Source organism: Maridesulfovibrio zosterae DSM 11974, assembly GCF_000425265.1.
Classification (GTDB): Bacteria; Desulfobacterota; Desulfovibrionia; order Desulfovibrionales; family Desulfovibrionaceae; genus Maridesulfovibrio; species Maridesulfovibrio zosterae.
Window position 1 is genome coordinate 631,375 of sequence record NZ_KE384342.1, and the last position, 25,617, is coordinate 656,991.

A 25,617-nucleotide genomic window follows, 5' to 3' on the forward strand; every position below is an offset into this window, starting at 1 on the left:
ATGAAAAATTTGTTAACAAAAGCGACCGCAATCGTCACAGAAGCTGGTAAAATAATAAAAGAAAATTCACATAAGCCTAAAGATATTCAGCACAAAGGGCGTATCGATCTCGTTACTGAAACAGATTTAGCTGTAGAACAATTTCTTAAAGAAGAACTTTCAAAAATATTACCAGATTCATCTTTTCTTGCAGAAGAGACTTCCGGAGATGCTGATCTTGTTAATCGAACATGGATTATTGATCCTTTAGACGGAACTACAAATTTTGCACACGGGCTGCCAATGGTGGCAACATCTGTAGCCCTATGGGAAAATGATCAGGTTGTTCTTGGAATTGTAAACTTGCCTATTCTTAATGAAGTTTTTACTGCACTCAGAGGCGAAGGTGCGTTTATGAATGGGCAGCCGATTCACGTTTCTGATTGTGATAAACTGGAAAATTCTCTCATTGCTACTGGGTTTCCTTATGCGATTGAAGAACATACAGAATTTATTTTATCTGCTTTGGGTAAGGTTTTATTACAAACGCAGGGCGTTCGTCGTCCCGGAGCTGCTGCTCTTGATTTAGCTTATCTGGCTTGCGGTCGATATGATGGATATTACGAGAACAGTCTTAAGCCATGGGATACTGCTGCTGGCTGGCTTTTAGTGGAGGAGGCAGGTGGTACGGTAACAGAATATGGCAAAGGTAATTACGATCTATTTTCAAAAAATATTCTGGCTACCAATGGTAGAATGCACGACTTACTTGGTAATATTCTTATAGATGCAGTTAATTCTATTTAACGAATAAAACGTTCTCATCATGTAAAAAGACAAGTGTGGGAGTAAGAAGTTCCCGGTATTCTTTTATAAGCCATTCAAGTTCACTGTCAGTATAAAAATATCCTGATTCAACTGCATCAGGATTGGGTGAAGGTACAGTGTTTGTTTTCTCAAGTGCATAGACAGTTATAAATTCATATCCAGTTTCAGAAGATGCCTGAATTTTTCGAATAAGCTGTAAGTGTCCACTTTTTATGCCTAATTCAAATTCGAGTTGTCGTAATGCGGCTGACTCGCATGATTCTCCGGCAAAAACATGCCCACTGGCAGAAATGCTCCAACGCCCCGCGTATAGTTTTTTGGCTGCATTTCTTTTTTGTAAATAAAGCTTTCCCTCACTATCATATATTAATATGACCACTGAGCGATGGCGAAGTGATTGCCGATGGACTTCAGCTTGTGGCATAGTACCGATAGGGCGGTTCTCTTTATCCACCACTTCAATGTTGTTAATATTTTTTTTCATTTTTATTCAATCAGTCGAGTTTTATATAATTGCTGTTCTTTCAATTCGCAAAAATTGCGTGTAAAAGAATTAAGTTGACCTTGGCTGTTAACTTCGCCTTCTACCCATGTTTACTGGAAGATACTCTAATTATGAAATGCATAGAAGTCACCCTTGGTGATGACAAAATATTTGAACTGGGCTGCGAGTTTATTTCTCAGCTCAGGGAACTTGAATCATCCTGTTTTGAATACCATTGGAGTGAAGAGCAGTTCCGGCTGGGGCTTGAAAAGAAAGCTTTTTATGTACTTGGATATGTTGAAAATGGTTTTCTTGTCGGGTACCTGGCTTATTCATTGGTATTGAAGGAAATGGAGGTTCTGAATCTGGGAGTACACCCGGATTTCAGGCGAAGGGGTATTGGAAGGGCGCTTATGCTGAATCTTATGCATAAGTGTCGGCAAATGGAGATTAAAAGAGGATTGCTGGATGTGAAGGAAACAAATCATCCTGCTATCAGTCTTTATGAAAGTCTGGGCTTCAAAAAAGTCGGGGTCAGAAAAAAATATTACCCCGATACCAGGGAAGATGCCCACCTTTACGATTTGGATTTTGACGGCTTTTAAACACTAAACAGCTAAAAAAACGGAGTGATTATGCGCTTCATTGACCAACTTGACATTGCAGGTAAAAAACTGCTGATGAGAGTTGATTTCAACGTCCCACTGGACGGTGAAACTATTACCGACGATAACCGCATTAAAGCCGCAGTGCCCACCATCCGCTATGCTCTTGAGCAGGGCGCCGCAATTATCGTAATGGCACACCTTGGTAAGCCTAAAGGAAAAAGGGTTGAAGAATTAAGTCTTAAACCTGTTGCCAAACGTCTTGGTGAATACCTCGACATGGAAGTAACTCTTGCTCCAGATTGTATCGGAGCCGAAGTAGAAAAGATGGCTGCCGGACTTAAGGCAGGTCAAGTGATGATGCTTGAAAACTTGCGTTTTCATGCAGAAGAACAGGCAAAAACTGTTGAAGAAAGAGGTGACTTCGGTGCGAAGCTCGCCGCTCTGGCAGATATATATGTTAATGATGCCTTTGGCGTTGCTCACAGACCTAACGCATCGGTTGTTGATGTTCCTTACGCAGCAAAACAGTGTTGCGCAGGATTTCTGCTTAAACTTGAGTGGGAATATCTTGGCGAAGCTTTAAAGAATCCTAAAAGACCTTACATTGCTGTGTCTGGAGGAGCTAAAGTTTCCAGTAAACTCGGTATACTCAACAACCTTATCGGTAAAGTAGATCATTTTATTATCGGTGGCGCTATGGCCAACACCTTCCTGCTTGCTCAAGGAAAAGATGTTGGTAAATCTCTTGTAGAGGCAAGCCTTGTAGATACTGCTAAAAAAATAATTACTAAAGCAGAAGGATCAGGCACAACACTGCACCTGCCTGTAGATTTTATCTGGGGCAAAGATATTGAGAATGCCGGTGGAATCTGTGATGCAGACAATGTCCCCACAGATGGTATGTTGCTTGATATTGGCCCAGTAAGCGCTCAGAAATTCTGTGACGTCATCAAAGAAGCAAAGACTATAGTATGGAACGGTCCTATGGGGCTTTTTGAGCAACCTGCTTTTGCTGAAGGATCTTTGAAAGTTTGTAAAGCAATGGCTGACTCTGACGGCACCACAATTGTTGGCGGCGGTGATACTGATGCTGTTGTACATCAGGCCGGACTGGCTGATAAGTTCAGTTTTATTTCTACTGGTGGTGGATCTTTTCTCGAATTTCTCGAAGGCAAAGAACTTCCTGCATTTAAAGCTTTGAAGGAGAATATAGACAAATGAAAAAATTAATGGCTGCTAACTGGAAAATGTATAAAAACAGAGCAGAAGCAAAAGCTACTGCTGAAGATTTAATTAATAGAATTGCCGGCAAACTTCCTGAAGATCGTGAAGTTGTCATTGCTGCACCTTATACAGCACTTGAATCAGTAGGTGCTGCTCTTGCCGGACAAGCAAGATGTTCGCTTAGTGCTGAAAATCTCTATCCTGCTGAAGAAGGTGCGTACACCGGTGAAATTTCACCGGCGATGCTTAAAGACGTGGGGTGTACTTACGCTCTTGCTGGACACTCTGAACGCAGATCTATTATCGGCGAAACAAGTGAGTTTGTTGGTGAAAAAGTTGCTTTCGGTCTTAAAAACGGTCTTGCCATGATTTTATGCATTGGTGAAACCATTGAGCAAAGAAAAGCCGGAGAAGTGCAGAAGGTTATTGACGAGCAGCTAGAGGCTGGCTTAAAAGATGTTCCTGCTGACTTTGCTCCAGAATCAGTTGTTATTGCCTATGAACCTGTATGGGCAATCGGGACTGGTGAAGTTGCAGGAGAAGACGAAATAATCGAAGCGCATGGATTTGTTAGAAAAAAACTAAAAAATATTTTTCCTGAAAAATTCAATGAAATGCGCATCTTATACGGTGGGAGTGTCAAGCCTGGCAATTGTGCTCAGATAATTGCGCTTGACAATGTAGACGGTGTATTGGTAGGAGGCGCGAGCTTGGACGGCGAAAGTTTCAGTCAGATTGCGCTGGCCTAAAAATCACGCCTTAATCCTGGTGAAAAAAAAAGGAAAAAAAAGCTTTGCAAACGCTCGTAATTACTGTACACATTATCGCCTGCGTCTTTCTGATCATCTTCGTTCTTTTACAGAGCGGTAAGGAAGATATGGGCGTAATCTTCGGCGGAGGAAGTGGTTCTGTTTTCGGTAGCACCGGAGCAGGTGGAGTTCTTGCTAAGATCACAGCATTTCTTGCAGCGGTCTTTTTGGTAACTTCTCTCAGCTACAATGTTCTTTCCGGTAATAAAATTGCAGATGATTCTGTGATGCTGGAAGGCGATACTATTATCACTCCCGAAGTTGAAAAGCCTGCGGTTACTTTTGAAGAGCCTGTTGTTGCTCCTAAAAAGGAAGAAACAAAAGCAGTCGCTCCAGAGAAAAAAGAAACCAAATAGGTTTTTAAAAAAGCTTTAAAGACTTTTATTAAGTTCTTTAAAATATAGCTCATATTTCAGAGCCGAGGTGGTGGAATTGGTAGACACGCTGTCTTGAGGGGGCAGTGGAAGAAATTCCGTGGGGGTTCGAGTCCCCCCCTCGGCACCATCTGAAAAAGAAGGTGCTTTCGAAAGAATAAACCTAAATATTATGAGCAATTATTTGCAAAAAACACTTGCAAATTAGTTTAAATATCGCTAGTTAATTCCTCAGCGAAACGATCTTTAAACAAGATACCTCAGCCGAGGTGGTGGAACTGGTAGACACGCTGTCTTGAGGGGGCAGTGGAAGAGATTCCGTGGGGGTTCGAATCCCCCCCTCGGCACCATGCAACTTAGAAAAGGTTGAAGCGAAAGCTTCAACCTTTTTTGTTTTTCTATAAAGTAAGAGAATATGATTTAGGTTTGCGTATACGTTAGAAGTATTGTTATTTATACTACATAAAAGTATAACTCTTAAACAGCGCCTACAATCAAGTTTTACTATAATTATGGAGGCTTGGTAGTAAAATTTATTTCTGCGTTCTAAAGCATTGTTTTGAGATAAATATTGCTATTTCGTTCTTTAGAGTCATGAAATGTCAATTCTCAAGATCTTCAGATGAAATTGTAACTAAAGAGATTTCTAGACGAAGCAGGGCGGTTGTTGTCATTGAAAATAACCGCGAGTTGGTCGAAAGTGTAGAAGATGCTGAAATATCCTGTATAGAAATTGATGCTACTGAAGATGATTTTTGACGTTTGCCGCTCTTGGGAATGCTAAAACGTTTATTACCTCTTCTTTCAGGTGAAACTGTCTATGTGATCTTTATTGCCAGTCAGTTAATTTCAAAATTGAATATCATTACCCACAGTAATAACTAAATCAGTATCTTCCGTTTATAATTTGCAGATAGTAACCAAGTTTCATGATTCCCCCCACTTTTGGGGCACGTATGGCTGGTCGTTGCTGACTCCACTTATGATAAAGTTAATCAATAATGAAAAGTGCTCTCTAATGAGTTTTCTTGACGCTTGATTTTATTAATAAAAATAGTCTAAATTTTATTTTGAATTATTTTAAAAAACATCTTGCCAACACGCGCGAAGCTCTGTAGAAACTTCTTCAACGAGACGTTCTCAGGAACGAAACGTTCACCTCATGCCGAGGTGGTGGAACTGGTAGACACGCTGTCTTGAGGGGGCAGTGGAAGAGATTCCGTGGGGGTTCGAATCCCCCCCTCGGCACCATGAAACTTAGAAAGGGTTAAAGTAAAAGCTTTAACCCTTTTTTTGCGCTTACTATATATATTAGCTTATATTTTATATGGTTTTATAGTTGTTGATCAATATAAAATAGTTTTATATGTATAAAGAATGTTTTTTAGAATATAAAACATATTTACGTGTATAAACATAGGCTATGAAATGATTAATATTCTTACTTGCTTAATGCTTACTCTCCTCATATCAATTCCGATGCGCGTGAATGCTGAGCAATTTCAATACTTGCGACCTAAAGATGGTGATTCATTTTCTGTTATGTTACGCGGACTTGATATAGATGTACGACTCATATCTGTGGATTGTCCTGAGTATAAACAGGAGTATGGACAAGAGGCCCGTGTATTTACAGATCATTGGCTTCGCAAAGGTAAAGCCTATATTGAATATGATAACCGAACACAGGATAGATATAAACGTGTGTTGGGTTATGTCTGGCGAAAAAATGAAATGCTAAATTATGAACTTGTTCGACGTGGATACTGCATAGCTGCATACTATCCTGAGACAAATATGTACTACTCTGAAATAAAGCAGGGAGAAGAGTTGGCTAAACAAGAACAGCTAGGTATTTGGAAAAAAGGGGGATTAAAAATGACTCCAGCAGAATTCAGAAAACAAAGACGACTAAGGCATACTACTGCGAGATAATAACTAATTAAAAATAGCCGCCAATAATCAGGGCGGCTATTTTTAATAGGATTTAAATTCAATTATTTTTAGCAGCTAAGTATTTTACATATTTTCTATCTGTATTATTGATATGATTAATAATCCAATCTTGTAAAAAAGAATCAACGCTATCGGGGAAAATGTATCTTTTATCTCTGTTAAGCTCCATCACTTCCCGAGTTATCCTTCTATGTTCCTTCATATGAATTTCAATATCAGGATATTCTCGTTTTTGCATGAATGCCTCTTCTCGGGCAAAATGACTGGTAGTATATTCAAGTAATCTATCAAATAATCGAGAAATAGCTTCATGTCCCTGGCCTTCCTGTAAAGCTGTTTGGAAATCTTCAGCATATCTCACCAACACTCTATGCTCAGCATCTATTGATGGAATTCCTAATAGTAAATCATTAGACCATTTAATTTTACTTTGTAATTTACATGCGGGATCAGAGTTTCGAACCAGCATTAGAACTGAATCACCATGTACAATTTTGAGTTCTCCATTTGGATTTTCAATATCGGTACCATCTTGGCGATGCAATACTAAAGCATTTAATGCTTGAGTCCGTTGTATTGCGTCCGAGACCTTGAGAGGATTCTCATCATAGTGCGGAAATATCCTAAGACTATAGCCCATAACCTCATGCACAGCATCTACCTTATCATTTTTGTCAGATACTCCGGCATGCCGTGCGAGGATATGTGCAATCTGTTCACCTCCAAGTGAAAGAGGGTAAACTACCGTATTGGCTCCAGCTCGCAACATACGATATTCAATGGCAGGATCTGAACCTCTTGCCACAACAAATATATCTGAATTCAGCTCACGGGCAGCAAGGGATATATTAATGTTGGTAGCATCGTCATTAATACATAAAACAATAAAGTTTGATCTGCGAATTCCTGCTGAAAGTAAAACTCCGTCAACAGCAGGATCTCCGTGCAGAATCAGGTATCCGCGTTGCTCAGCTTCAGCAAGTTTCTCTTCATCTATATCAATGACGACAAAATCAAGTCCTAATTCAAAAAGCTTGAGAGAAATAGCTCGACCAATATTTCCATAACCGCATACAATTGTATGTTTTTTTAATTTATTTATTTTGTCATTCATCTTTCTTTTCTCATATAAATTTTTAATACCAGATTGTACTATTACTTTGGTTATCTGTGTTAAGAAAACAGCTGCCAGTCCAAGTCCTGCAAATATAAGCAGTATTGTAAAAAATCGCCCGTTCGAAGATAAATCATGTATTTCACCGAATCCTATTGTTGTTATGGTTATGACGGTCATGTATAATGCATCAAGGACCGTCCATCCTTTTTCCAACAGGAGATAGCCTCCGGTACCGCTAATCAAAACCATAAGAAAAGCTACAATTAACTGAATATTTTGTTTTGTACTTGATTTCATAGAAAATAAGATTTTTAAAGGTATATTATTTTAAAAGTAAGTAATGTTTATAAAAAATGCATCAACGTATCAATGTGTCGCTGTAAATTAATAAAAATATCATGGTACATGATTTTAATATCTATAGATATTGCTTAACTATTTTGTTATTCATCTACATGTATTCCTAATTTTATAAATTACAATCCTGCGGGGTAACTCATGCTTCATAATGTCAAAAAAAAGAAAAAAAATACTGATGACCGCAAAAATTTTATACTGCCTGTTTATGGATCAAGAGATTTGGAAAATCCAATTCCGAAATATTCACTTCCAGAGCAGAGCATTGATCCCAGACATGCGTACGCGCTGGTCAAAGATGAACTAATGCTGGACGGTAATTCTCGTTTAAATCTAGCTACTTTTGTCACAACATGGATGGAGGATGAAGCGCGTCAGCTTATGACTGATACTTTTGATAAAAATATGATTGATAAAGATGAGTATCCGCAAACAGCAGAACTGGAAGAACGCTGTGTACACATTTTGTCCGACCTTTACAATGCACCAGATGATGATCAAGCTTGCGGCTGTTCAACTACGGGGTCGAGTGAAGCTGCAATGCTTTGTGGTATGGCTCTGAAATGGAGATGGCGTGACCGCATGAAAGCTAAAGGAAAAACTGCTGATAAACCCAACTTGATAATAAGTAGCAGTGTTCAGGTTTGCTGGGAAAAATTTTGCCGATATTGGGAAGTAGAGCCACGCCTTATCCCTGTATCAGATGGTTGCTACAGTATGAAGACTGAGGATGTAATTAAAGCATGCGATGAAAATACAATTGGGGTTGTGGCTATTCTCGGAACTACACATACTGGAGAATTTGAACCTGTCAAAGAATACAATGATGCTTTGGAAAAATTGAATGCTGAAACAGGTTATGAAATTTCATTGCACGTTGATGCGGCAAGTGGAGGATTTATTGCCCCGTTCCTGACTCCAGATTTAAAATGGGATTTTCGTCTGCCACTGGTAAAGTCTATAAACGTATCTGGTCATAAGTTTGGACTTGTTTACCCTGGAGTAGGCTGGGCTATCTGGCGCAGTACCGAAGAACTTCCGGAGGATTTAGTTTTCAGGGTAAATTACCTTGGTGGAGAAATGCCAACTTTTGCCCTTAATTTTTCACGTCCAGGCAATCAGATTGTTGCTCAATATTATAATTTCATTCGCCTTGGCCGTGATGGTTACAGGCGAATAATGCAATCATGTATGGATACAGCTGAGTTTATTAAAGGTTCACTTGAAGAAACAGGTGTCTTTCAAAGTTTAATTTCTGACCTTAAAATGCCTTTGATTACTTTTCGTATTCGAAGAGATATCAAAGTTGAATTTGATGTATTCAAAATTTCAGAAATGTTACGTCACAGAGGCTGGCTGGTTCCCGCCTATACTATGCCAGAAAATTGTGAAAATGACTCTGTTCTAAGAATTGTGGTTAAAGAAGGCATGAGCATGGATTTAGCTCATTTACTAATGGAAGATATAAAAAGAATTCTTGAAAAATTTAAAGATGAACCTGAAAAATCAAAGAGTACCAAATCCACAATGAAACAATGTTAGGTTTATTTATTCATAGACATCTATAAATAGTGACAATAAGGTTCAATTTGTCTACTTGACCACATTTTTTTCAAAGGAGATTGATAATGGGTGATATTAAAAAAAGCGTCGATTATATTTTTCATGGGCTTGATGCTCTTGATATATTGCTTTGTTCCAAAGAAGCTGAAAACCTAGATGTGCGAAATATTGTAGGATTACTGCATCCAATTTTAGATGATGCTAAAAAAAGGGCACAGACTGAAATTTCAGCCAGATGCAATAGTAAAGAGGAATAAACAGATAAAGGTCAAAATAGATGAAGCTTAAAAAAATTATTCAAGATGAGTTAGATTCTTTTGTAGATCTTTATAAACATCTTCACGCTAATCCGGAACTATCCAACCAAGAAGAAAAAACTTCAAAAATTATTGCTGACCAGCTAGAAAGTTATGGAATCCTGGTTAGCCGTAATTTTGGAGGATATGGTGTTGTCGGACTTTTAGAGAATGGGGTCGGTCCTACTGTTATGATTCGTACAGATATGGATGCACTTCCTATAACTGAAGAGTCCGGGGCTGATTATGCAAGCTGCATTAGAACTTTAGATCTTTCAGGAAATCAAACTGGAGTTATGCACGCCTGTGGCCATGACATGCATATGACCGCATTTCTTGGTGTTGCGAAAGTCCTTTCTACATTGAAAGATAAATGGTCAGGCAGAATAATTTTCGTAGGTCAACCAGCTGAAGAAGATATGTCCGGAGCTAGACAGATGATAAGCCACGGACTTTTTAAGAAGTTCGGGCGTCCTGATTTTTGTCTGGCAACACATGTCGCACCGACTATTGAATCTGGAAAAATTGCAGTGTGCTCAGGTCCTATTATGGCTGGAACATTTCAGCTTAAAATAATTGCACAGGGAGTAGGGGGGCATGGAGCTTTTCCGCAAGAAAGTCGCGATCCTATTGTTCTTGCAGCACGCATCATTAATTCTTTGCAGACAATTGTAAGTAGAGAATTCAATCCCCTTAATCCTGCCGTCGTTACAGTAGGATCTATTCATGGTGGGATTCGCGCTAATATTATACCGGATAAAGTTGTCATGGAGGTCACGACCAGATTCGCTGATTCTGAAGGACGCAATAAAATATTTGAATCCATCGAACGAATCTGCCGATATGAAGCTCTTGCTATGAATATTCCTGAAAATTTACTGCCAATAATTGAATTTGATGAAAAAAATGAAGTGCCGGCGACAATCAATGATTCTTTACTGGCTGAAACTGTAAAAAAAGCTGTTTGTTCAGAACTTGGTTCTCAAAATTTTGTCGAAACCGAAATGGCGATGGGCAGCGAAGATTTTGCAATATACAGGACCGCTTTACCTGAAGAAATACCAAGCTGCCTATTTTTTACAGGAGCAACAAGTATAAGCGATATGGAAAAACTTGTGACTCAAGGGATTAATCCACCAAGTCTGCACAATTGCAAATTCTTACCCCCACCTGAGTCGACTATATTGGCAGCAACGACAACTATGACTGCTACGGCAATCCAACTTCTTTCTAAATAAAAAATCCCGCCATAATAATATGGCGGGATTTTTTGACAGATAATATGTTTTTTCTAGAATGGAAATACAACGTCCTTGCCTGCTCCAGCTTTAGCCATTTTATTATCAATGGCATCCAGCCTTGATTTGGCAGCTTCTTTCTGAGCTTTCCGATCCGCTTGTTTGATTACACTTTTAAGAAAACGTTTAGCTGTTTCGAATTGTCCTTTATGCTCATATATCATCGAAGCACGATACATGGCTGTAGTAGCCCAAATATTTTGTTTAGGGAATTTCCATGCAAGTTCGAGATAATGCTTAAGAGCTTTTTCTTTATCACCCATGGCATGTTCACCTTCGGCAATCCAAAATAAGATCTCAGCCTTGAGTTCATTATTTAATGAATCTCTTCCTTTCCATATTCTCTCAAGTATCGCTTGAGCTTTTTTGAGTTCGCCTTTTTGCTGAATAAGCAGGGCAAGTTTTAGTTCTTTTTCCGCAGGAAGAGTTCCACCTAAACTGATTATTTCATTATAAGCTTTTGTAGCCTTAGCATCATTACCAACGGCAAGATCATATTCAACCGCTGAAACAAGCCACTTAAGTTTAATCTCAGAACCAAATTTTTCCTGATTTACTCTCTTTAAATAAAAAGCAGAAAGTTTATAGTTTCTATTTTTAGCTGCTTTTTCAGCTAAATATATCAAACTTTCAGCACCTAGTTTTGAATTTGGAAAAAGGAATGCACTTCTTCTGGCAATATCCTCAGACATATTTTTCTGGCTTTCAGAAGATAATTCCGAATAAACAAGAAGCCTGTCCAATGGATTTAAATTAATTTTCTGATTTAACTTGGAACCAGAGCATGATTCCCAGAAAGGAGTATTAATTTCGGGAAAATATTTAATTCCAGCAGCCTCACACAATCCAGAAATAATATATAAATGATCATTGTTGCCATAATCGCTGTTATTCAAAACTTTCGAAAATGACGGTTTAAAGAGTATGGCTGCAGCAACTCTAAGGCTCATAGGCAAAGAGTTCTGATCAAGCCTCTTCCAGGATTTTTCAGCCAGGACTTTATCTCCGCTGAGAATTGCAAATGCCAGACGGTAATTTTGAAGAGCATTTACAAGGTCAGTAGAAAGAAGCAGTGACCCTGTTTCTCTATCAATTGTTTCAAGAGCTTCTTCAGGTTTCATTTCAACCAGTTTTGAGCGAAACACATTCCATGCAGTTGATGAAGGAGCTGCAAGCTGCCAAAGAGTAGGGGAGTTGATAACAGGCTCAAGTACTCCTGCTTCGAAGAAAGCTAAAGGATGTACAAGATTTTCCTTGCTTAATTCACCTGTTGATTCAGGGTAATTACCAGACTCCATATAATTATTGATAGATGTCCAGAAACTACGGACTGTTGAATTACTAATCGCTTCAAGTCTCCCGGAGGACTTTTTCCATTCTCCAAGACTAGAAGCTGCAAGTGATTGCGCTATTGCCATACGATCATCTGTGGTGATTAGAGTTGAGTTATTTTCAATAGGAAAGCGATCTTGATTTTGCTCAAGAACAACAAGATCATTCTTGCTGTGAACTATAAAATATGTTTTAGGCCAGGCCTTTTCAGCTTGAGTAAAAGATTGATCAAGCATTATCTTGCGAGCTTCACGAGCTGAATCAGAAGTTACAAAGTATCCCCAATACATAGAACGACAGACATCAAACCAGACTCTTTTAAGGTTAGTTTCATTCCTGAGTTTATTAACCATATTTTCTTGATCCATAAGGCGGGCAGCCTGACTAAACCAGATAACTGCCTTTACAGGAAAGCCAAGCGCTCTTTGAGTCTGTCCGCCAAGCCATAATCTACTGATTTCCTGCTCTTTGTTGTCAAAAGCCGGAGTACCTTGCAAGGCAGTAAGGCAAGCTTCATAACGACCCAAATTAAAGGCTGTTTGAGCTCGTTTTAATATCAATTCAGGGGACTCATCACTATTGGAATAATTCTTTTCTAGAATATCCCAAGCACCATATTTTTCAAGCCAGTCCTCATAAGATTCAGACGATTTTTTATCAGCTGCATAAACATTCGAATTCATAGCTGCAAAGGTAATTGCTATAAGCAGTAATAAAAACATGAAATACTTTTTTATATCCAAGTTCATTTTCTTTTCATCCTTTAATCAGAGTTTAAATCCATATTTAAAGTTCTATTCAGAGCAATAAAGAAAAGCCTCGCAAGAGGCAAATTTATAGCAACTATTATTTAGAAAAATAAGTCGATGTGAAATTTAAGGTAAAAAACACTTTGAGTGGCATAAATATTATAGCAGTACATAACATCATAATACAGATAATTCATATTATCCTAATATTTAACATTTTAATTTATTTAAACTTATCGATCAAAAACATTTATAGTTGGTTTGAGAGTGAAAAATCCGTTTTTATTTCGGTAAAGTTTACATAATTTACATTATGAGACAAAAATATAAAGTCAATTAATACAGTATTATACTTTGATGTCGTACTGTATTATCTAAATTTTGATTATATTTGCAGCAAAGACAATGCGATCGACCTTATTTTATAAATATTGTCTTCAGCCTAATGACTCATATCGTGATATTATCCGTGTTCTTTTATAAGTTCACCAGACATGCTTTCCTGTTTGCCTGATAACTATTTACTCATCTTTTAAATTTAAAATGCTTAGAAGCCGTTTATGATATTTCCAATTGTTCAAAAGAAAAGCCTTGTAGCAAATTAGTGCTACAAGGCTTTAAAAAATCTCTATACAGAATCTTTACGATTATTTATCTAGCTGCCCAATAAGATCTTGATGAGATATAAAAATTGCATCAGGCCCAGATTCTATCAGTTGATCTGAATAGTCTATAATTATTTCAGTTTGGAACTCATACTTATTTATGAGTGATATTGTTTCTGCTATGTTTTCCGTTTTATTTTCAGAAAAATTGTTGCCAGTTATGCCGATAAAATCTGCACCAGCCCGAGCTGAAATCAGAGCCTGTGTAAGGCTTTCAATCCCACACATACAAATTGAAACGTCATTTGAACTTAAAATTGAGCATGCCTTTATACTTTCAAGGCCTACTTTAAGTTTTAGAACAACATTAGGGGCAATTTCTATAATACGTCTTGAGTTGCTAAGTATCTGTTCACATGATCTTCCACAAACTGAAATAAAAACAGGACCACGCACTGTTTGAGATATTAAGGTTTTATCATTATCAGTTGCAATACAGGGTTCATCCTCTGTCTCTGAAATTAAATTTACTCCATTGATTAAATTGTACTCAACCGTATTTTTAACTTCAAAAAGTGAGCATGATTTAAGATAAATTTTCAAACAGTACTCCCCTGCTCTAATTTTCAAGAAAAGCCATTCTGAACTTTTGTCAAAAAGTCCTTTAAAACTCAGGCTAATCGTTTGTTTCAGATTCTATACGTTTGATATATTTATCTCGACATTCGAATGAACAGAAACACTCCACCTTTTCACCGTTTCTGACTCTGATATCTCCATCCTTCCTTACATAAGTACCACAGATTGGGTCCTTAACCATTTCACCAGCTTTAATTTTTTTCTCTTGCTGTTTTTCGTTACCTTTTTGCTTCTTTTGAAGATCGCCCGAGAAAAGTTTCCACATAACAAAGCCAGCAATTGCTATAATAATAAATTTTAACATTTTCACCTCTTGAAGATATTTTTTAAAATATCACCTATTTGTTCAGAATATAAATACTAACAAATTTTCAGACTATTCATATTCCTAACAGCAATAACTAAACAGTAGTTTATATCAATTAATTGGCGCGGGTTATAAATAAGTTTTTTAAACCAGTTCATAAAGAATAAGTTCTATAGTTTAACCTTCAAATTTGAAAAAAACAGACCGCACTGTATCAGTACGGTCTGTTAGTTAATCTTGATATATTTTATCGCCTTCAACGCGATAATTAATTTCTTTCAAGGCATCGGAAATAGATGTTCCGTCAGGAAACACCAGATCCGGTTCTATTTCAGCTAAGGGGTGGAGCACAAATGCTCTATCCTTAGCTCGTGGATGTGGTACTGTTAAGTAATCGTCTCCTTCTAAAACCTCGTCTCCGAAAAGAATAAGGTCAAGATCTATAGTCCTGGGGCCGTTCTTTACTCCACGAACCCGGTCCATTTGCCCTTCCACAGCTTGAAGTGTGGATAGAAAGCCATGCGGAGCCCAAAGTTCAGGGTCGACCGCAAACATGACTACTTGATTAGCAAACCATTCCTGTTCTTTGAGTCCTTGTGGTTCAGTCTGATATGTTTCAGACCACACCTGAGGATCAATTCCTTCATATTTTTCCAGTCTTGCAACTGCCTGGTTCAAATTATCTTCAGTATCGCCGATGTTTGATCCTAAGCTGACAAAGACCTTTATAGTTGGGAAATCCGTGATACTGCCTCCTTGAGTCTATCGGTATCCACCGTCAGTGAAATTCTGAAATACCCTTCTCCGGATTCGCCGAAGCCATTTCCGGGGGTAACGACAACGCCGGTTTCCTTGAGGAGCTTGGAAACGAACTCGGAAGAGGTATAACCCTTTGGAGTTTTAGCCCATACAAAGATGGATGCTTCAGGCACCTTACAGGAAATGTTTATTTTCTCCAGAGCCTCTATAACGTAATCTCTGCGTTCTTTGTAGATTTTACGGAATTCTTTAACATAAGGCTCGCCTTCTTTTAGTGCAACAATTCCAGCTTCCTGTACAGCCTGAAAAATACCTGAATCGACATTTTCTTTTATTTTTCCAAGACCTGCGACGAGTGAGGCATTACCCACAGCCATTCCACAACGCCATCCTGTCATATTATAAGTCTTGGATAAAGAATGAAACTCAATGGCTACATCTTTAGCGCCGGGAGTTTCAAGAATGGAAAGAGGTTTTTTGTTTTCGTCATAATAAACTTCAGTATAAGCCGCATCAGAAACAACAATAACGTTATGTTTTTTAGCTTTCGCAATGAGTTCTTCATAAAACTCTGGTGTAGCAACAGCGGAGGTTGGATTATTAGGATAGTTAACAAAAATAACTTTAGCTTTATCCCATTTTGCATCGTCAATTAAAGATAAATCAGGCAGAAAATCGTTTTCTTCAAGAAGGGGAACAAATTCTACTTCGCCGCCTGCGAAATTGCTGGCTACAGGGTAAACAGGATAGTTTGGAGATGCTACAAGTACGAGGTCTCCGGGGTTAACAAATGCAAGAGGAAAGTGAGCAATACCTTCTTTGGACCCAATTAAGGAAACAACTTCAGTTTTAGCATCAAGCTCAACATTAAATCTTTCTTTATACCAGTCAGCAACAGCCTGACGGAATGTGAGAAGACCTACATACGAAGGGTACTGATGGTTAACAGGATTCTGCGCAGCTTTATAAAGAGCTTCAATAATGAATTCAGGAGTAGGAAGGTCAGGGTCGCCAATACCGAGACTGATAATATCTACACCTTGAGCAGCAACCTCTGCTTTAAGTTTATCTATCTGTGCAAAAAGGTATGGTGGAAGGGTCGCAAGCCTGTCAGCAAGTTTAAATTCTGGCATTTGGATATACTCCTGTCGTTTTTTTTGGTTAATTTACTTTTGATTCTGTTTAATTGGGCTTGTTTGCTCTGTCAATCAGCTTGAGCAGTTGCAGTCATACGTGTAAAGAAAATCATATGACTGAGAACGAGAACAAAACATCCAGTAAAAATCAATGGGTTGACCGCTACCTTGAGCATCTGCTCATTGAGCGTGGACTTTCAGAGAACAGTCTGAACGGATATTTAAGTGATCTGGAATCATTTCAAATCTTTCTGAAAGAAAGATCCGCGAAGATAGAGAACACCACAAGTCAGACCTTACTGCTTTACCTCACATTTTTGAGGTCAAAAGCATTGAAATCAACCTCTCTTGCTAGGCATCTTTCATCTTTACGGGGATTTTTTGGTTTCTGTACGGCACGAGGTTTTATTAAAGATAACCCTGCAATGTTGTTAGAAAACCCTAAACTCCCCAGAAAAATTCCTGAATTCCTTTCACCGGAAGAAGTCAGCCGTATACTTTCACTCCCCTGTCTTACTGAAAAATTAGGTTTCAGAGACCGGACAATGCTTGAATTGTTGTATGCAGCAGGAATGAGAGTATCCGAATTAGTTGATCTAAAAATAGAGGATTTTGACCCTCAGACCGGAATACTCGTCATTTTCGGTAAAGGTTCTAAAGAACGGCTGGTACCGATTCACTATGTGGCGCAAAATTTCTTAAACCAATACATTAAAGATTGGCGTCCTGCATTTAATCCCAAGGTTAAGAATGTTTTCTTAAACAGATCCGGGAAGGGATTGACCAGGCAGGGGGTCTGGAAAATGATTAAAAAATTTACACTTGAAGCAGGTATAAAAAGGTCAATATCCCCGCACACTTTTAGGCATTCATTTGCCACCCACTTGCTGGATGGCGGTGCTGATTTACGAACTGTTCAACTGCTTCTTGGTCATTCGGACATTAATGCTACTGAAATATACACACATATTCAAGCTGGAAGATTAGTCCAACTTCATAAACGTTTTCACCCCCGCTCTTTAATGTGAGATTTTAATAATGTCAAAAAATGAACCACTCATAAAAGCAGAAACAATAATTACCGGCCATGTAAATGCAGATTTTGATTGTTTAGCTGCCATTGTTGCTGCCGGCAAACTATATCCGGATGCAATTTTAATTTTCCCAGGAAGTCAGGAAAAAAATTTACGCAATTTTTATATGGAGAGTGCAACATATTTTTTTAATTTTAAACATTTAAAAGATATTGATAAAGATTCAGTTAAACTCCTTGTTGTTGTGGATACTTCCAGAAAAAAGAGAATTGTCCATGTGAGTTCCATTTTGGATAATCATGATTTGCGCATCCATATTTATGATCACCATATGCAATCTGAGTGCGACCTGAATCCTGAATTTATTATAAAAAAGCCTTGGGGTTCAAGCGTTGCAATCATTTCTCATGAAATTATAAAAAAGGGAATTGAAATTAATCAGGAAGAAGCCACTATTTTGGGCCTCGGGCTATATGAAGATACAGGCTCATTTCATTTTAATTCAACTACTGAACATGACTTTGAAGCAGGGAAATGGCTGCTCAAAAACGGCATGGAACTGGATGTAATCACTGACCTTCTCAATAGAGATTTAAACGCACAGCAGATAACTCTGCTAGGCAGACTTTTAGAGGGAGCTTCAACGCACTCTATTAATGATCTTGAAATTGTTATTTCAGAAGTCAGCACTCCCGATTACGTAGGTGATTTTTCTGTTCTTGTTCATAAATTTATGGATATTGAGAATATAAAGGTACTTTTTGCTCTTGGAAGAATGAATGATCGGATTCATCTGGTTGCCCGTTCACGTACACCGGATATTGATGTAGGAGCAATCTGCACAAATTTTGGAGGTGGCGGTCATGTTTACGCAGCGTCTGCTACTATTAAAGACCGTACACTTGCCGAAGTCCGTGATGAACTTTTCACCCTGCTCTACTCTCAGGTTACCCCGCGTCTTAGTGTTGAAAATATTATGTCCAAACCTCCCGTGGCCATTCCGCGAAATATGACCATTAAGAAAGCCGTTGAGCGCATGACGCAATACAGCTTAAAAGGTGTGCCTGTTGTCGATAATATGGAAAATATGAGAGCTGTTGGAATTCTTGAACAAAAAACAGCTGACAAAGCCCTTTCCCATAATTTAGGTGATTTTGAAGTTGAAATTTATATGCAGCGCCCGTTTTCATCTATCAAGACTGATTCCGGCATGCATAGAGTCATGGAAATTGTATTAGGACAAAAACAACGGCTGGTACCTGTTTTAGATAATGATAAGGTTGTAGCCGTTGTAACCAGAACAGATCTTGTCAATATGCTGGTCGAAGATCCAGCTCGTATTCCGGAATCATTATTTCCTGAGAAAAAGCAAGAACGCAATATAAGAAATATTCTACGTAACCGTTTGCCCAACAATCTTTTGAGCATCCTAGAAATTGCCGGAGAAATGGCTGCTGAAATCGGAACCGAAGCATATGTTGTAGGCGGATTTGTTCGTGATGTCCTGCTTACCAAAACCAACTTTGATCTTGATCTTGTAGTAGAAAGTGACGGGATAGAATTTGCAAAAAAATTAGCAAAGAAATTAGATGGCAGGGCTAAATATCATCGTAAATTTAAAACAGCTGTAGTTATTCTACCTGATGGACAGCGTGTAGATGTGGCCACTGCCCGTCTCGAATATTATGAATATCCTGCTGCCCTGCCAACGGTTGAACTGTCATCTATTAAAATGGATCTTTATCGCCGTGATTTTACCATCAACGCTCTGGCTGTACACATCAACCCTTCAGGTTTTGGCAAACTTGTAGACTTTTTCGGTTCTCAGCGAGACCTCAAAGATAAAACAATCAGAGTTCTTCATGCGCTTAGCTTTGTTGAAGACCCCACCAGAATTATGCGTGCAATTCGTTTTGAGCAACGTTTTGATTTTAAAATCGGAGGCCAAACATATAGCCTTATCAAAAACGCTTTGAAACTTAACCTTATTAATAAGCTTTCAGGTTATAGGCTTATGCATGAGCTCAAACTTATTCTCGGTGAAAAAACCAGTTTGGCCAGTATTGAACGTATGAATGAGCTTGGGGTTCTTGAAGCAATTCATCCGCTGCTTGTGTTAAATTCATCAAGGACTCAAGTTCTTTCTGAACTGGAAAAAATTCATAACTGGTATAGCCTTCTTTATCTTGAACCGGCGATTGAAACGTGGAAAACATATTTTCTAGGAATGTGCATGGGGATTTCAAAAGCAAAAATGGAGCAAATATATGATCGCTTCAATTTTTCACCAAGTGAACGTCGGGAATTTGTACACCTACGAGATACAATTTTCTGGGCAGCTGGACATATTATGAAAATCAAGCAAGAGCTTAAACCAAGCGAAATATATAAAACTTTGCATCCTGTCCCTCTTGAGGGAGTTCTTTTCATCATGGCGCGAACCAAACGCGAAATGATTAAAAAATATATTTCACAATACCTTACAACACTTAGATTACAAAAAATTGAAGTTACAGGTGACGATATTAAAGATTTGGGATTAGAACCCGGACCTAGATATTCCAAACTGTTAAATCAGGTTAAGCTTGCGTTTCTTGATGGAGAAATCAAAGGAAAAGATGAGCAGATTGAATTTTTAAGATCCAAGATAAGTGGGCACTTAAAATGATTACTGAATATATAGTTCCCCCAGTTCTCTTTTATAGATTACATCAAACTGATTTAAAACAGGGTTTTCCTTGCTCTTAGACTGTAACCCGTGTAGAACATGCACACTTTTAAAGTATTCTGAAAAGTTGTGCGAATTTGACTGCTTGCCAATTAATAAGCTTGATTATCATATTAGTTGTTGAAAATTAGCTATTATTTAATTAGTTGGAATTAAGATTGACTAAGGCATAAAATTTACACAGATATCTAGTCTAATATTACATATAAATAGATATCTTCACTGCTTTAAGAAGATATTGTAAAGGTAATTTTCATTATGGATGTATTATGGGCACCGTGGCGCATGGATTATATCCTTGGGCCCAAGCCGGATGAATGTGTTTTTTGCATACCTGAAAATACTGATGAGGATGAGGAAAGGCTTATTTTATACAGAGCAGAACATTGCTTTGTAATCATGAATAAATTTCCTTACAATAACTGCCATTTAATGGTAACCCCATACAGGCATGTAAGTAAACTCACTGATCTTACAGAAGCTGAAGCTTCAGAGGTCATGAAGTATATAACCATTAGCTGCGATATTCTTGAAAAGGCATGTAATCCACAAGGAATCAATGTCGGTTTGAATATAGGGGAAGCAGCTGGAGCTGGGATTGCCGCTCATCTCCATTTCCAACTCGTTCCACGGTGGAACGGGGATGCATCATTCATGGCAGTGTTCGGAGAAACTAACGTAATCCCTGATCACTTGTCTGCAACTTACAAAAGGCTCAAGCCGTTATTTGACAGCATTATCGCTAAGTAACACTAAGGAGGGTTTCATGCGTTACTTTAAGGTTTTGGCTCTGGTTATCCTTTTTTTCCTTTCTATGGTATTTTTTGTTCAGAATACTCCTGAACTTTCCAAGGAAGTAGTACTGTCAATTCAATTATTGCAGTTAAAGTTTACAAGCCAGTCTCTGCCGTATTATTTGTTGATCCTGACTGCATTTGCAGCAGGTGCTCTCCTGTGTCTTCTTTATTTCATGGGTGATAAAATTCGTCTTTCCGGTCAGCTGCGTACATGCCGCACCAGAATGGCTAATCTCGAACAAGAAGTTAATTCTCTTCGCAATATGCCCCTTGATGAGGGGAATTATCCCTCCACAGCTGAAACTGCTGAAGAAAAAAATGAAGATCAGGCTTAGCCACGCATGAATACGGAGTATACGTGTCTATTTTAAGCGTATTCAAAAAGAAAAAGACGGTGTCCGATAATCGGGCACCGTCTTATTCGTCCTGCAATGGTCGAGAAAATTCAGGTCTTGCAGATACTCGTGCCGCCATTGATGAACTCAGTAAAGTTGTCAAAGACATACCTGAAGCTGTTGAAATTTATTTAGCTCTGGGAAATCTTTACCGTTCTCAAGGAGAAATTGAGCGTGCGGCTCAAATTAGAAACAGCCTTATTGTTCGTCCTGGTCTGGCGCCGGAAACAAAAGCCCGTGCTCTTTATGAACTTGGCCGTGATTTCAACCGTGGCGGTTTTCTGGACCGTGCCGTTAATGCATTGGAGAAAGCCCATGAAATAGTCGGTGACTCTCCTGAAATACTTACAGAACTGGCTGAGATATCTGCCAGTAGCCGTGAATTTGAAAACGCAGTCTTTTATTATTCCAAACTGGGACAACCTGTTCAGGAAGCGCACTACATGTCTCGCTTAGCTGAAGATGATTTCAACGCGGGCGAAGAAGCCAGGGCAAATCGTACGCTCAAAAAAGCTCTTAAAATTTCTCCTTACTCTGTCGAGTCTTGGCTTTTGGTTCTCACCAGACTGAAAAAAGAAGGCTCGCTAGATAAATTTACTAAAAAATTTCATACAGCTCTTTCACAGGTCCCTGTTAATTTACGGTTTGTCATTATTGAAGGACTGCTTGCTGAATCTCTGGTGTTCGGAGATACTCCTATTAATAAAGGCGAACCGGACATCGAGCGTAACCAGCCGTTTTATGAGGTCATGATTGACGAAATAGATAAATCTGACCCTGATGTGATTATGTATTATTACGGAGCAAGGTTACTACAACTTTGTTCTAAACAGGATGATGCAAGTGTCTGGCTTGAAAAGACTTTGATGCTGAATCAAAACTTCTGGCTTGCAAGACTTGAATTATTCAATCTAGCGCAGGGGCAGCAGCAATTAACTGCCTCCTTCAAAAACCAGCTAGATTTTTTTGTCAACATTGCAAGGAAAGTACAAAGATTCACCTGTTCCAGTTGCGGACTCAAGCGGGATAGAATATTTTTTATTTGTCCTAGGTGTCGCAGTTGGCATTCCATAACGTTCCGAAAAGAACTGAACCAGTAATCCCCATAATTTATCGTGAGCAAACAAAAACTCACCCCCATGTTCGAGCAGTACTTTCAGATTAAGGAAGATTATCCTGACTCTTTACTTTTTTTCCGCATGGGGGATTTTTATGAACTTTTCTATGAAGATGCCGAAGTTGCTGCACGTGAATTGCAGATAGCTCTAACCTGTCGCAACCCGAATTCAGATGTTAAAACACCAATGTGCGGTGTTCCGCATCATGCTGCCAAATCTTATATTTCGCAACTTATTGATAAAGGTTATACCGTTACCCTTTGTGATCAGGTTGAAGACCCAAAGCAAGCCAAAGGATTGGTTAAACGAGCTGTGACCCGTGTTTTTACTCCGGGTACGGTCGTGGATGATGACACTCTTGCGGCCAAATCCAACAACTTTCTTGCCGCATTGATCTGGGATGAAGCCAAATCCGCCGGAGGATTGTCATGGATGGATTTTTCCACCGGTCAGTGGAGCGGAATACAAAGTAAGAATGAGACTGATTTGTGGCAATGGGCTCTAAAAATCAACCCTCGTGAACTTATTTTACCGCAGGGTAAAGCTGTACCAGCCCAATATAGTGAAATAGATGCGCGTATCACCCCTGCTCCATCGGCTGGATATTTTAATTTCAAATCAGCTTGTGATAATCTGCTTGAAGCTCAAAATGTAGCAGATCTTGAATCACTTGATCTTGAAGATAAAGTTCAACTGACTCAGGCTTGCGGTGCAATGCTTTCATATCTACGCCAGACCCAGCTACAGGAATTTAACCATCTTGGAGAATTCAAACCGCTGAATCTTTCCAAGTTCATGATTCTGGATGAAGTCACAGAAAGAAACCTTGAATTATTCAAAAGGCTGGACGGGAAGAAAGGTAAAGGAACCCTTCTTGCGGTATTGGATAAAACGATAACACCAATGGGTGGACGCCTTCTTGCCCTTCGGTTGAAGCAGCCATGGCGTGATCTATCACCTATTGAGTATAATCAGCGTGCGGTTACTTTTTTTTACGATGATGATTCATTACGCTCCAGAGTGCGTGATCTGCTTGATACGGTGTATGACCTTGAACGTCTTTCGACCCGTGTAGTGCTTGGAAGAGCTACTCCCAAAGATTTTATCAGTCTGCGTGAAAGTCTGAAAACCCTCCCGCCTGTGCAGGAGATTCTTCTTACTGCAGCCCGCAGGACAGATGAAGAAAGTCTGGCTATAGCCCCTGCTCTTCGTACCATTATTTCAAAATGGGATAATATGGAGGATGTAGGAGAACTGCTTGAAAAAGCGCTTGTTGATAATCCTCCACCGGTTATAACTGAAGGCGGACTTTTTAAAGTTGGATATCACCCTGAACTTGATGAATTTATTGAATTAACAGAACATGGAGAGTCAACTCTTGCTGATCTTTTACAGCAGGAAAAAGAAAATAATGACCTTCCTAAACTGAAACTGGGGTTCAATAAAGTTTTTGGATACTATTTCGAAATTTCCAAAGCCTACAAAGGACAGGTCCCGGATTATTTTGAACGCCGTCAAACTCTGGTAAACAGCGAAAGATATGTAACTCCACAGCTGAAAGAGCTCGAAGAAAAACTTATTTCCGCCTCTGATAAACGTAAAACTCTTGAGTACAACCTTTTTCAAAAAATCCGTGAGGAAGTGGCTAAAAACCGCAGCAGGTTCATGTTTATGGCAGATGCTGTAGCCGCAATTGATTTTTGGCAGGGACTTGCCGAAGCTGCCCGAGTTAATCGCTGGGTCTGCCCTGAAATTCACGCAGGAATGGAAGTTATTATTGAAGAAGGAAGACATCCTGTTGTGGAAGCTGTTCAAGGATCAGCAAATTATATCCCTAACAGTCTGACTATTGATGAAAAAAGGCGTATCCTGCTCATTACCGGACCTAACATGGCCGGTAAATCAACAGTTTTGCGTCAAATTGCAATTATGGGCATTATGGCCCAGATAGGCTCTTATATTCCGGCTTACAAAGGTCGTATAGGTCTTATTGATCGCGTTTTTTCACGAGTTGGAGCATCTGATAACCTTGCTCAGGGGCAGTCTACTTTCATGGTTGAAATGATGGAGACTGCTCGAATTTTACGGCAGGCTTCAAAGCGAAGTCTTGTTATTCTCGATGAAATAGGACGCGGGACCAGTACCTTCGACGGTCTGGCATTAGCATGGGCTGTGGTTGAAGAACTCTCTCGTCGTGCCCGAGGCGGTATCAGGACTCTTTTTGCAACTCACTATCATGAACTGACTTCACTTGAGGGAGTCATTGACGGTCTCCGTAATTTTAATATTGCGGTACGCGAATGGAAAGGAGATATTCTTTTTTTACGCCGTCTTGTTCCCGGACCTGCGGATAAGAGTTACGGTATTGAAGTAGCAAAACTTGCAGGAGTCCCGAAGCCTGTTGTAGTAAGAGCCAGAGAAATACTTGCAAATCTTGAAGAAAAATCAGATGATAGCAGCGGTTATGCTTCGTCCCGTAGAGACTCCGTTCAATCAATTCTGCCGGGAATGCTTTGTACCGGAACGGAAAATAAAGAGAATATTCCTCCGGAAGATCATGCTGTTATAAAAGAATTGCGTGACCTTGACGTAAATGGACTTTCCCCCATAGAAGCCCTTACTCTGCTGAATCAGTGGAAAAAATCACTGGGAGATAATTAATGAAATTTCATGCCCTAAAACAAAATGTAATACTAGCAATCATGGCGATCGTCCTTCTTTCAACCGCTGGGTGCGGCGTTAAATTATGGCCTGCACCTCAAAAAAGTGAAGATTTATATTCTTTTGCCTCTGTTGAGGGACGTAGAGTCGGTGAATGTCTTAAAGTTGTAGTAAAGGTTGACGGCGCATATAAAAATGTGGACAATCTGAGCCTACAGTTTCAAGCTGACGGTTCCGGACCTGGAGAAGGATGTCCTACATGCCCATTCTTTCCGGCAATCAGAAAAGATTTTGTGCCCGGTTCTGAAGGTGTCCAATCTGACGGCCCCACATTTGTATTCAGCCAATGTGGCCTTGATCCCGCTAAAAGCTATCGTTGGAGAGTTGTCGGACGCAATGTCTATGACTCACTCGGAGTAGTAATCTCTGACGTATACACAGCTGCACCCTAATCTAGTAAATGG

At 39.2% G+C, this 25,617-nt stretch carries 24 protein-coding genes and 3 tRNA genes; 20 read left to right on the plus strand and 7 right to left on the minus strand.

Annotated elements, in window-relative coordinates:
* The gene (locus tag H589_RS0114445; protein WP_027722693.1) at window positions 1-786 is read left to right on the plus strand and encodes an inositol monophosphatase family protein; all 786 of its coding nucleotides are present in this window, start codon (window positions 1-3) and stop codon (window positions 784-786) included.
* Here the strand turns inward: H589_RS0114445 and H589_RS0114450 are convergent.
* The gene (locus tag H589_RS0114450) at window positions 779-1,291 is read right to left on the minus strand and encodes an NUDIX hydrolase (RefSeq protein ID WP_027722694.1); all 513 of its coding nucleotides are present in this window, start codon (window positions 1,289-1,291) and stop codon (window positions 779-781) included. The genes H589_RS0114445 and H589_RS0114450 overlap by 8 nt on opposite strands.
* Window positions 1,292-1,422: 131 nt before the next feature.
* Between H589_RS0114450 and rimI the strand changes: the two genes are divergently transcribed.
* From rimI to H589_RS20480, 9 genes are all read left to right on the plus strand, one after another.
* Window positions 1,423-1,896: a ribosomal protein S18-alanine N-acetyltransferase gene (rimI, locus tag H589_RS0114455; RefSeq protein WP_027722695.1), complete on the plus strand. Its 474-nt coding sequence runs from the start codon at window positions 1,423-1,425 to the stop codon at window positions 1,894-1,896.
* Between the two features lie 30 nt (window positions 1,897-1,926).
* Window positions 1,927-3,120 (plus strand): phosphoglycerate kinase, encoded by a 1,194-nt coding sequence (locus tag H589_RS0114460; RefSeq protein WP_027722696.1) that lies wholly within the window; start codon window positions 1,927-1,929, stop codon window positions 3,118-3,120.
* Complete coding sequence (gene tpiA / locus H589_RS0114465; protein ID WP_027722697.1) at window positions 3,117-3,872, plus strand: triose-phosphate isomerase; 756 nt, start codon at window positions 3,117-3,119, stop codon at window positions 3,870-3,872. The genes H589_RS0114460 and tpiA overlap by 4 nt, the downstream gene beginning before the upstream one ends.
* Before the next feature lie 44 nt (window positions 3,873-3,916).
* Entirely contained in the window at window positions 3,917-4,288 is a 372-nt protein-coding gene (secG, locus tag H589_RS0114470; protein ID WP_027722698.1) for a preprotein translocase subunit SecG, read from the plus strand.
* A gap of 61 nt (window positions 4,289-4,349) precedes the next feature.
* Window positions 4,350-4,436: transfer RNA gene (locus H589_RS0114475), tRNA-Leu, on the plus strand.
* Window positions 4,437-4,569: 133 nt separating this feature from the next.
* Window positions 4,570-4,656: transfer RNA gene (locus tag H589_RS0114480), tRNA-Leu, on the plus strand.
* 244 nt (window positions 4,657-4,900) lie between these two features.
* On the plus strand, window positions 4,901-5,065 hold the full coding sequence (locus tag H589_RS20810; RefSeq protein WP_156891736.1) for a hypothetical protein: 165 nt from the start codon (window positions 4,901-4,903) through the stop codon (window positions 5,063-5,065).
* A 405-nt stretch (window positions 5,066-5,470) separates the two neighbouring features.
* A tRNA-Leu gene (locus H589_RS0114490) sits at window positions 5,471-5,557 on the plus strand.
* 177 nt (window positions 5,558-5,734) lie between these two features.
* Window positions 5,735-6,241: a thermonuclease family protein gene (locus H589_RS20480; protein ID WP_051249754.1), complete on the plus strand. Its 507-nt coding sequence runs from the start codon at window positions 5,735-5,737 to the stop codon at window positions 6,239-6,241.
* A 58-nt stretch (window positions 6,242-6,299) separates the two neighbouring features.
* On the opposite strand, the gene H589_RS0114500 is transcribed toward H589_RS20480, so the two are convergent.
* On the minus strand, window positions 6,300-7,676 hold the full coding sequence (locus tag H589_RS0114500; protein WP_027722699.1) for a bacteriohemerythrin: 1,377 nt from the start codon (window positions 7,674-7,676) through the stop codon (window positions 6,300-6,302).
* 201 nt (window positions 7,677-7,877) lie between these two features.
* Here H589_RS0114500 and gad point away from each other — a divergent pair, with 201 nt between their 5' ends.
* The 3 genes from gad (at window position 7,878) to H589_RS19830 (ending at window position 10,833) form a co-directional block, all read left to right on the plus strand.
* Entirely contained in the window at window positions 7,878-9,278 is a 1,401-nt protein-coding gene (gene gad / locus H589_RS0114505; protein WP_027722700.1) for a glutamate decarboxylase, read from the plus strand.
* Between the two features lie 86 nt (window positions 9,279-9,364).
* On the plus strand, window positions 9,365-9,556 hold the full coding sequence (locus H589_RS0114510) for a hypothetical protein (protein WP_027722701.1): 192 nt from the start codon (window positions 9,365-9,367) through the stop codon (window positions 9,554-9,556).
* Window positions 9,557-9,576: 20 nt separating this feature from the next.
* Window positions 9,577-10,833: a M20 metallopeptidase family protein gene (locus H589_RS19830; RefSeq protein WP_051249755.1), complete on the plus strand. Its 1,257-nt coding sequence runs from the start codon at window positions 9,577-9,579 to the stop codon at window positions 10,831-10,833.
* Window positions 10,834-10,886: 53 nt separating this feature from the next.
* Here H589_RS19830 and H589_RS0114520 read toward each other — a convergent pair whose 3' ends face one another.
* The 5 genes from H589_RS0114520 to H589_RS0114540 all read right to left on the minus strand — a co-directional run bounded on the left by H589_RS0114520 (window position 10,887) and on the right by H589_RS0114540 (window position 16,417).
* On the minus strand, window positions 10,887-12,974 hold the full coding sequence (locus H589_RS0114520) for a tetratricopeptide repeat protein (protein ID WP_027722702.1): 2,088 nt from the start codon (window positions 12,972-12,974) through the stop codon (window positions 10,887-10,889).
* 647 nt (window positions 12,975-13,621) lie between these two features.
* Complete coding sequence (locus H589_RS0114525; protein ID WP_027722703.1) at window positions 13,622-14,182, minus strand: transaldolase family protein; 561 nt, start codon at window positions 14,180-14,182, stop codon at window positions 13,622-13,624.
* Between the two features lie 73 nt (window positions 14,183-14,255).
* Entirely contained in the window at window positions 14,256-14,522 is a 267-nt protein-coding gene (locus tag H589_RS0114530; RefSeq protein ID WP_027722704.1) for a transcriptional regulator, read from the minus strand.
* 234 nt (window positions 14,523-14,756) lie between these two features.
* Window positions 14,757-15,272, minus strand: coding sequence for a 2-amino-4-hydroxy-6-hydroxymethyldihydropteridine diphosphokinase (gene folK, locus H589_RS0114535; protein ID WP_342664915.1), 516 nt, complete (start codon window positions 15,270-15,272; stop codon window positions 14,757-14,759).
* Window positions 15,251-16,417, minus strand: a complete 1,167-nt coding sequence (locus tag H589_RS0114540; protein WP_027722706.1) for an LL-diaminopimelate aminotransferase — start codon at window positions 16,415-16,417, stop codon at window positions 15,251-15,253. The genes folK and H589_RS0114540 overlap by 22 nt, the downstream gene beginning before the upstream one ends.
* A 116-nt stretch (window positions 16,418-16,533) precedes the next feature.
* On the opposite strand from H589_RS0114540, the gene xerD reads away from it, so the two are divergent.
* From xerD to H589_RS0114575, 7 genes are all read left to right on the plus strand, one after another.
* Complete coding sequence (gene xerD, locus H589_RS0114545; protein ID WP_027722707.1) at window positions 16,534-17,448, plus strand: site-specific tyrosine recombinase XerD; 915 nt, start codon at window positions 16,534-16,536, stop codon at window positions 17,446-17,448.
* A gap of 10 nt (window positions 17,449-17,458) precedes the next feature.
* Complete coding sequence (locus H589_RS19835; RefSeq protein ID WP_035076121.1) at window positions 17,459-20,122, plus strand: CBS domain-containing protein; 2,664 nt, start codon at window positions 17,459-17,461, stop codon at window positions 20,120-20,122.
* Window positions 20,123-20,440: 318 nt separating this feature from the next.
* Window positions 20,441-20,932 (plus strand): HIT family protein, encoded by a 492-nt coding sequence (locus H589_RS0114555; RefSeq protein WP_027722708.1) that lies wholly within the window; start codon window positions 20,441-20,443, stop codon window positions 20,930-20,932.
* Between the two features lie 16 nt (window positions 20,933-20,948).
* Window positions 20,949-21,314 (plus strand): LapA family protein, encoded by a 366-nt coding sequence (locus tag H589_RS0114560; RefSeq protein WP_027722709.1) that lies wholly within the window; start codon window positions 20,949-20,951, stop codon window positions 21,312-21,314.
* A gap of 23 nt (window positions 21,315-21,337) precedes the next feature.
* On the plus strand, window positions 21,338-22,474 hold the full coding sequence (locus H589_RS0114565; protein ID WP_027722710.1) for a tetratricopeptide repeat protein: 1,137 nt from the start codon (window positions 21,338-21,340) through the stop codon (window positions 22,472-22,474).
* Between the two features lie 39 nt (window positions 22,475-22,513).
* Entirely contained in the window at window positions 22,514-25,153 is a 2,640-nt protein-coding gene (gene mutS / locus H589_RS0114570) for a DNA mismatch repair protein MutS (RefSeq protein WP_035076125.1), read from the plus strand.
* On the plus strand, window positions 25,153-25,605 hold the full coding sequence (locus H589_RS0114575) for a hypothetical protein (RefSeq protein ID WP_027722712.1): 453 nt from the start codon (window positions 25,153-25,155) through the stop codon (window positions 25,603-25,605). Before mutS ends, H589_RS0114575 begins: the two co-directional genes overlap by 1 nt.
* The last annotated feature ends 12 nt before the right edge of the window (window positions 25,606-25,617 follow it).

Coding starts and splice junctions, on each gene's coding strand:
- H589_RS0114445 (WP_027722693.1), top strand. CDS start 1: ATGAAAAATTTGTTAACAAAAGCGACCGCAATCGTCACAGAAGCTGGT.
- H589_RS0114450 (WP_027722694.1), bottom strand. CDS start 1,291: ATGAAAAAAAATATTAACAACATTGAAGTGGTGGATAAAGAGAACCGC.
- rimI (WP_027722695.1), top strand. CDS start 1,423: ATGAAATGCATAGAAGTCACCCTTGGTGATGACAAAATATTTGAACTG.
- H589_RS0114460 (WP_027722696.1), top strand. CDS start 1,927: ATGCGCTTCATTGACCAACTTGACATTGCAGGTAAAAAACTGCTGATG.
- tpiA (WP_027722697.1), top strand. CDS start 3,117: ATGAAAAAATTAATGGCTGCTAACTGGAAAATGTATAAAAACAGAGCA.
- H589_RS20810 (WP_156891736.1), top strand. CDS start 4,901: ATGAAATGTCAATTCTCAAGATCTTCAGATGAAATTGTAACTAAAGAG.
- H589_RS20480 (WP_051249754.1), top strand. CDS start 5,735: ATGATTAATATTCTTACTTGCTTAATGCTTACTCTCCTCATATCAATT.
- H589_RS0114500 (WP_027722699.1), bottom strand. CDS start 7,676: ATGAAATCAAGTACAAAACAAAATATTCAGTTAATTGTAGCTTTTCTT.
- gad (WP_027722700.1), top strand. CDS start 7,878: ATGCTTCATAATGTCAAAAAAAAGAAAAAAAATACTGATGACCGCAAA.
- H589_RS0114510 (WP_027722701.1), top strand. CDS start 9,365: ATGGGTGATATTAAAAAAAGCGTCGATTATATTTTTCATGGGCTTGAT.
- H589_RS19830 (WP_051249755.1), top strand. CDS start 9,577: ATGAAGCTTAAAAAAATTATTCAAGATGAGTTAGATTCTTTTGTAGAT.
- H589_RS0114520 (WP_027722702.1), bottom strand. CDS start 12,974: ATGAACTTGGATATAAAAAAGTATTTCATGTTTTTATTACTGCTTATA.
- H589_RS0114530 (WP_027722704.1), bottom strand. CDS start 14,522: ATGTTAAAATTTATTATTATAGCAATTGCTGGCTTTGTTATGTGGAAA.
- H589_RS0114540 (WP_027722706.1), bottom strand. CDS start 16,417: ATGCCAGAATTTAAACTTGCTGACAGGCTTGCGACCCTTCCACCATAC.
- xerD (WP_027722707.1), top strand. CDS start 16,534: ATGACTGAGAACGAGAACAAAACATCCAGTAAAAATCAATGGGTTGAC.
- H589_RS19835 (WP_035076121.1), top strand. CDS start 17,459: ATGTCAAAAAATGAACCACTCATAAAAGCAGAAACAATAATTACCGGC.
- H589_RS0114555 (WP_027722708.1), top strand. CDS start 20,441: ATGGATGTATTATGGGCACCGTGGCGCATGGATTATATCCTTGGGCCC.
- H589_RS0114560 (WP_027722709.1), top strand. CDS start 20,949: ATGCGTTACTTTAAGGTTTTGGCTCTGGTTATCCTTTTTTTCCTTTCT.
- mutS (WP_035076125.1), top strand. CDS start 22,514: ATGTTCGAGCAGTACTTTCAGATTAAGGAAGATTATCCTGACTCTTTA.
- H589_RS0114575 (WP_027722712.1), top strand. CDS start 25,153: ATGAAATTTCATGCCCTAAAACAAAATGTAATACTAGCAATCATGGCG.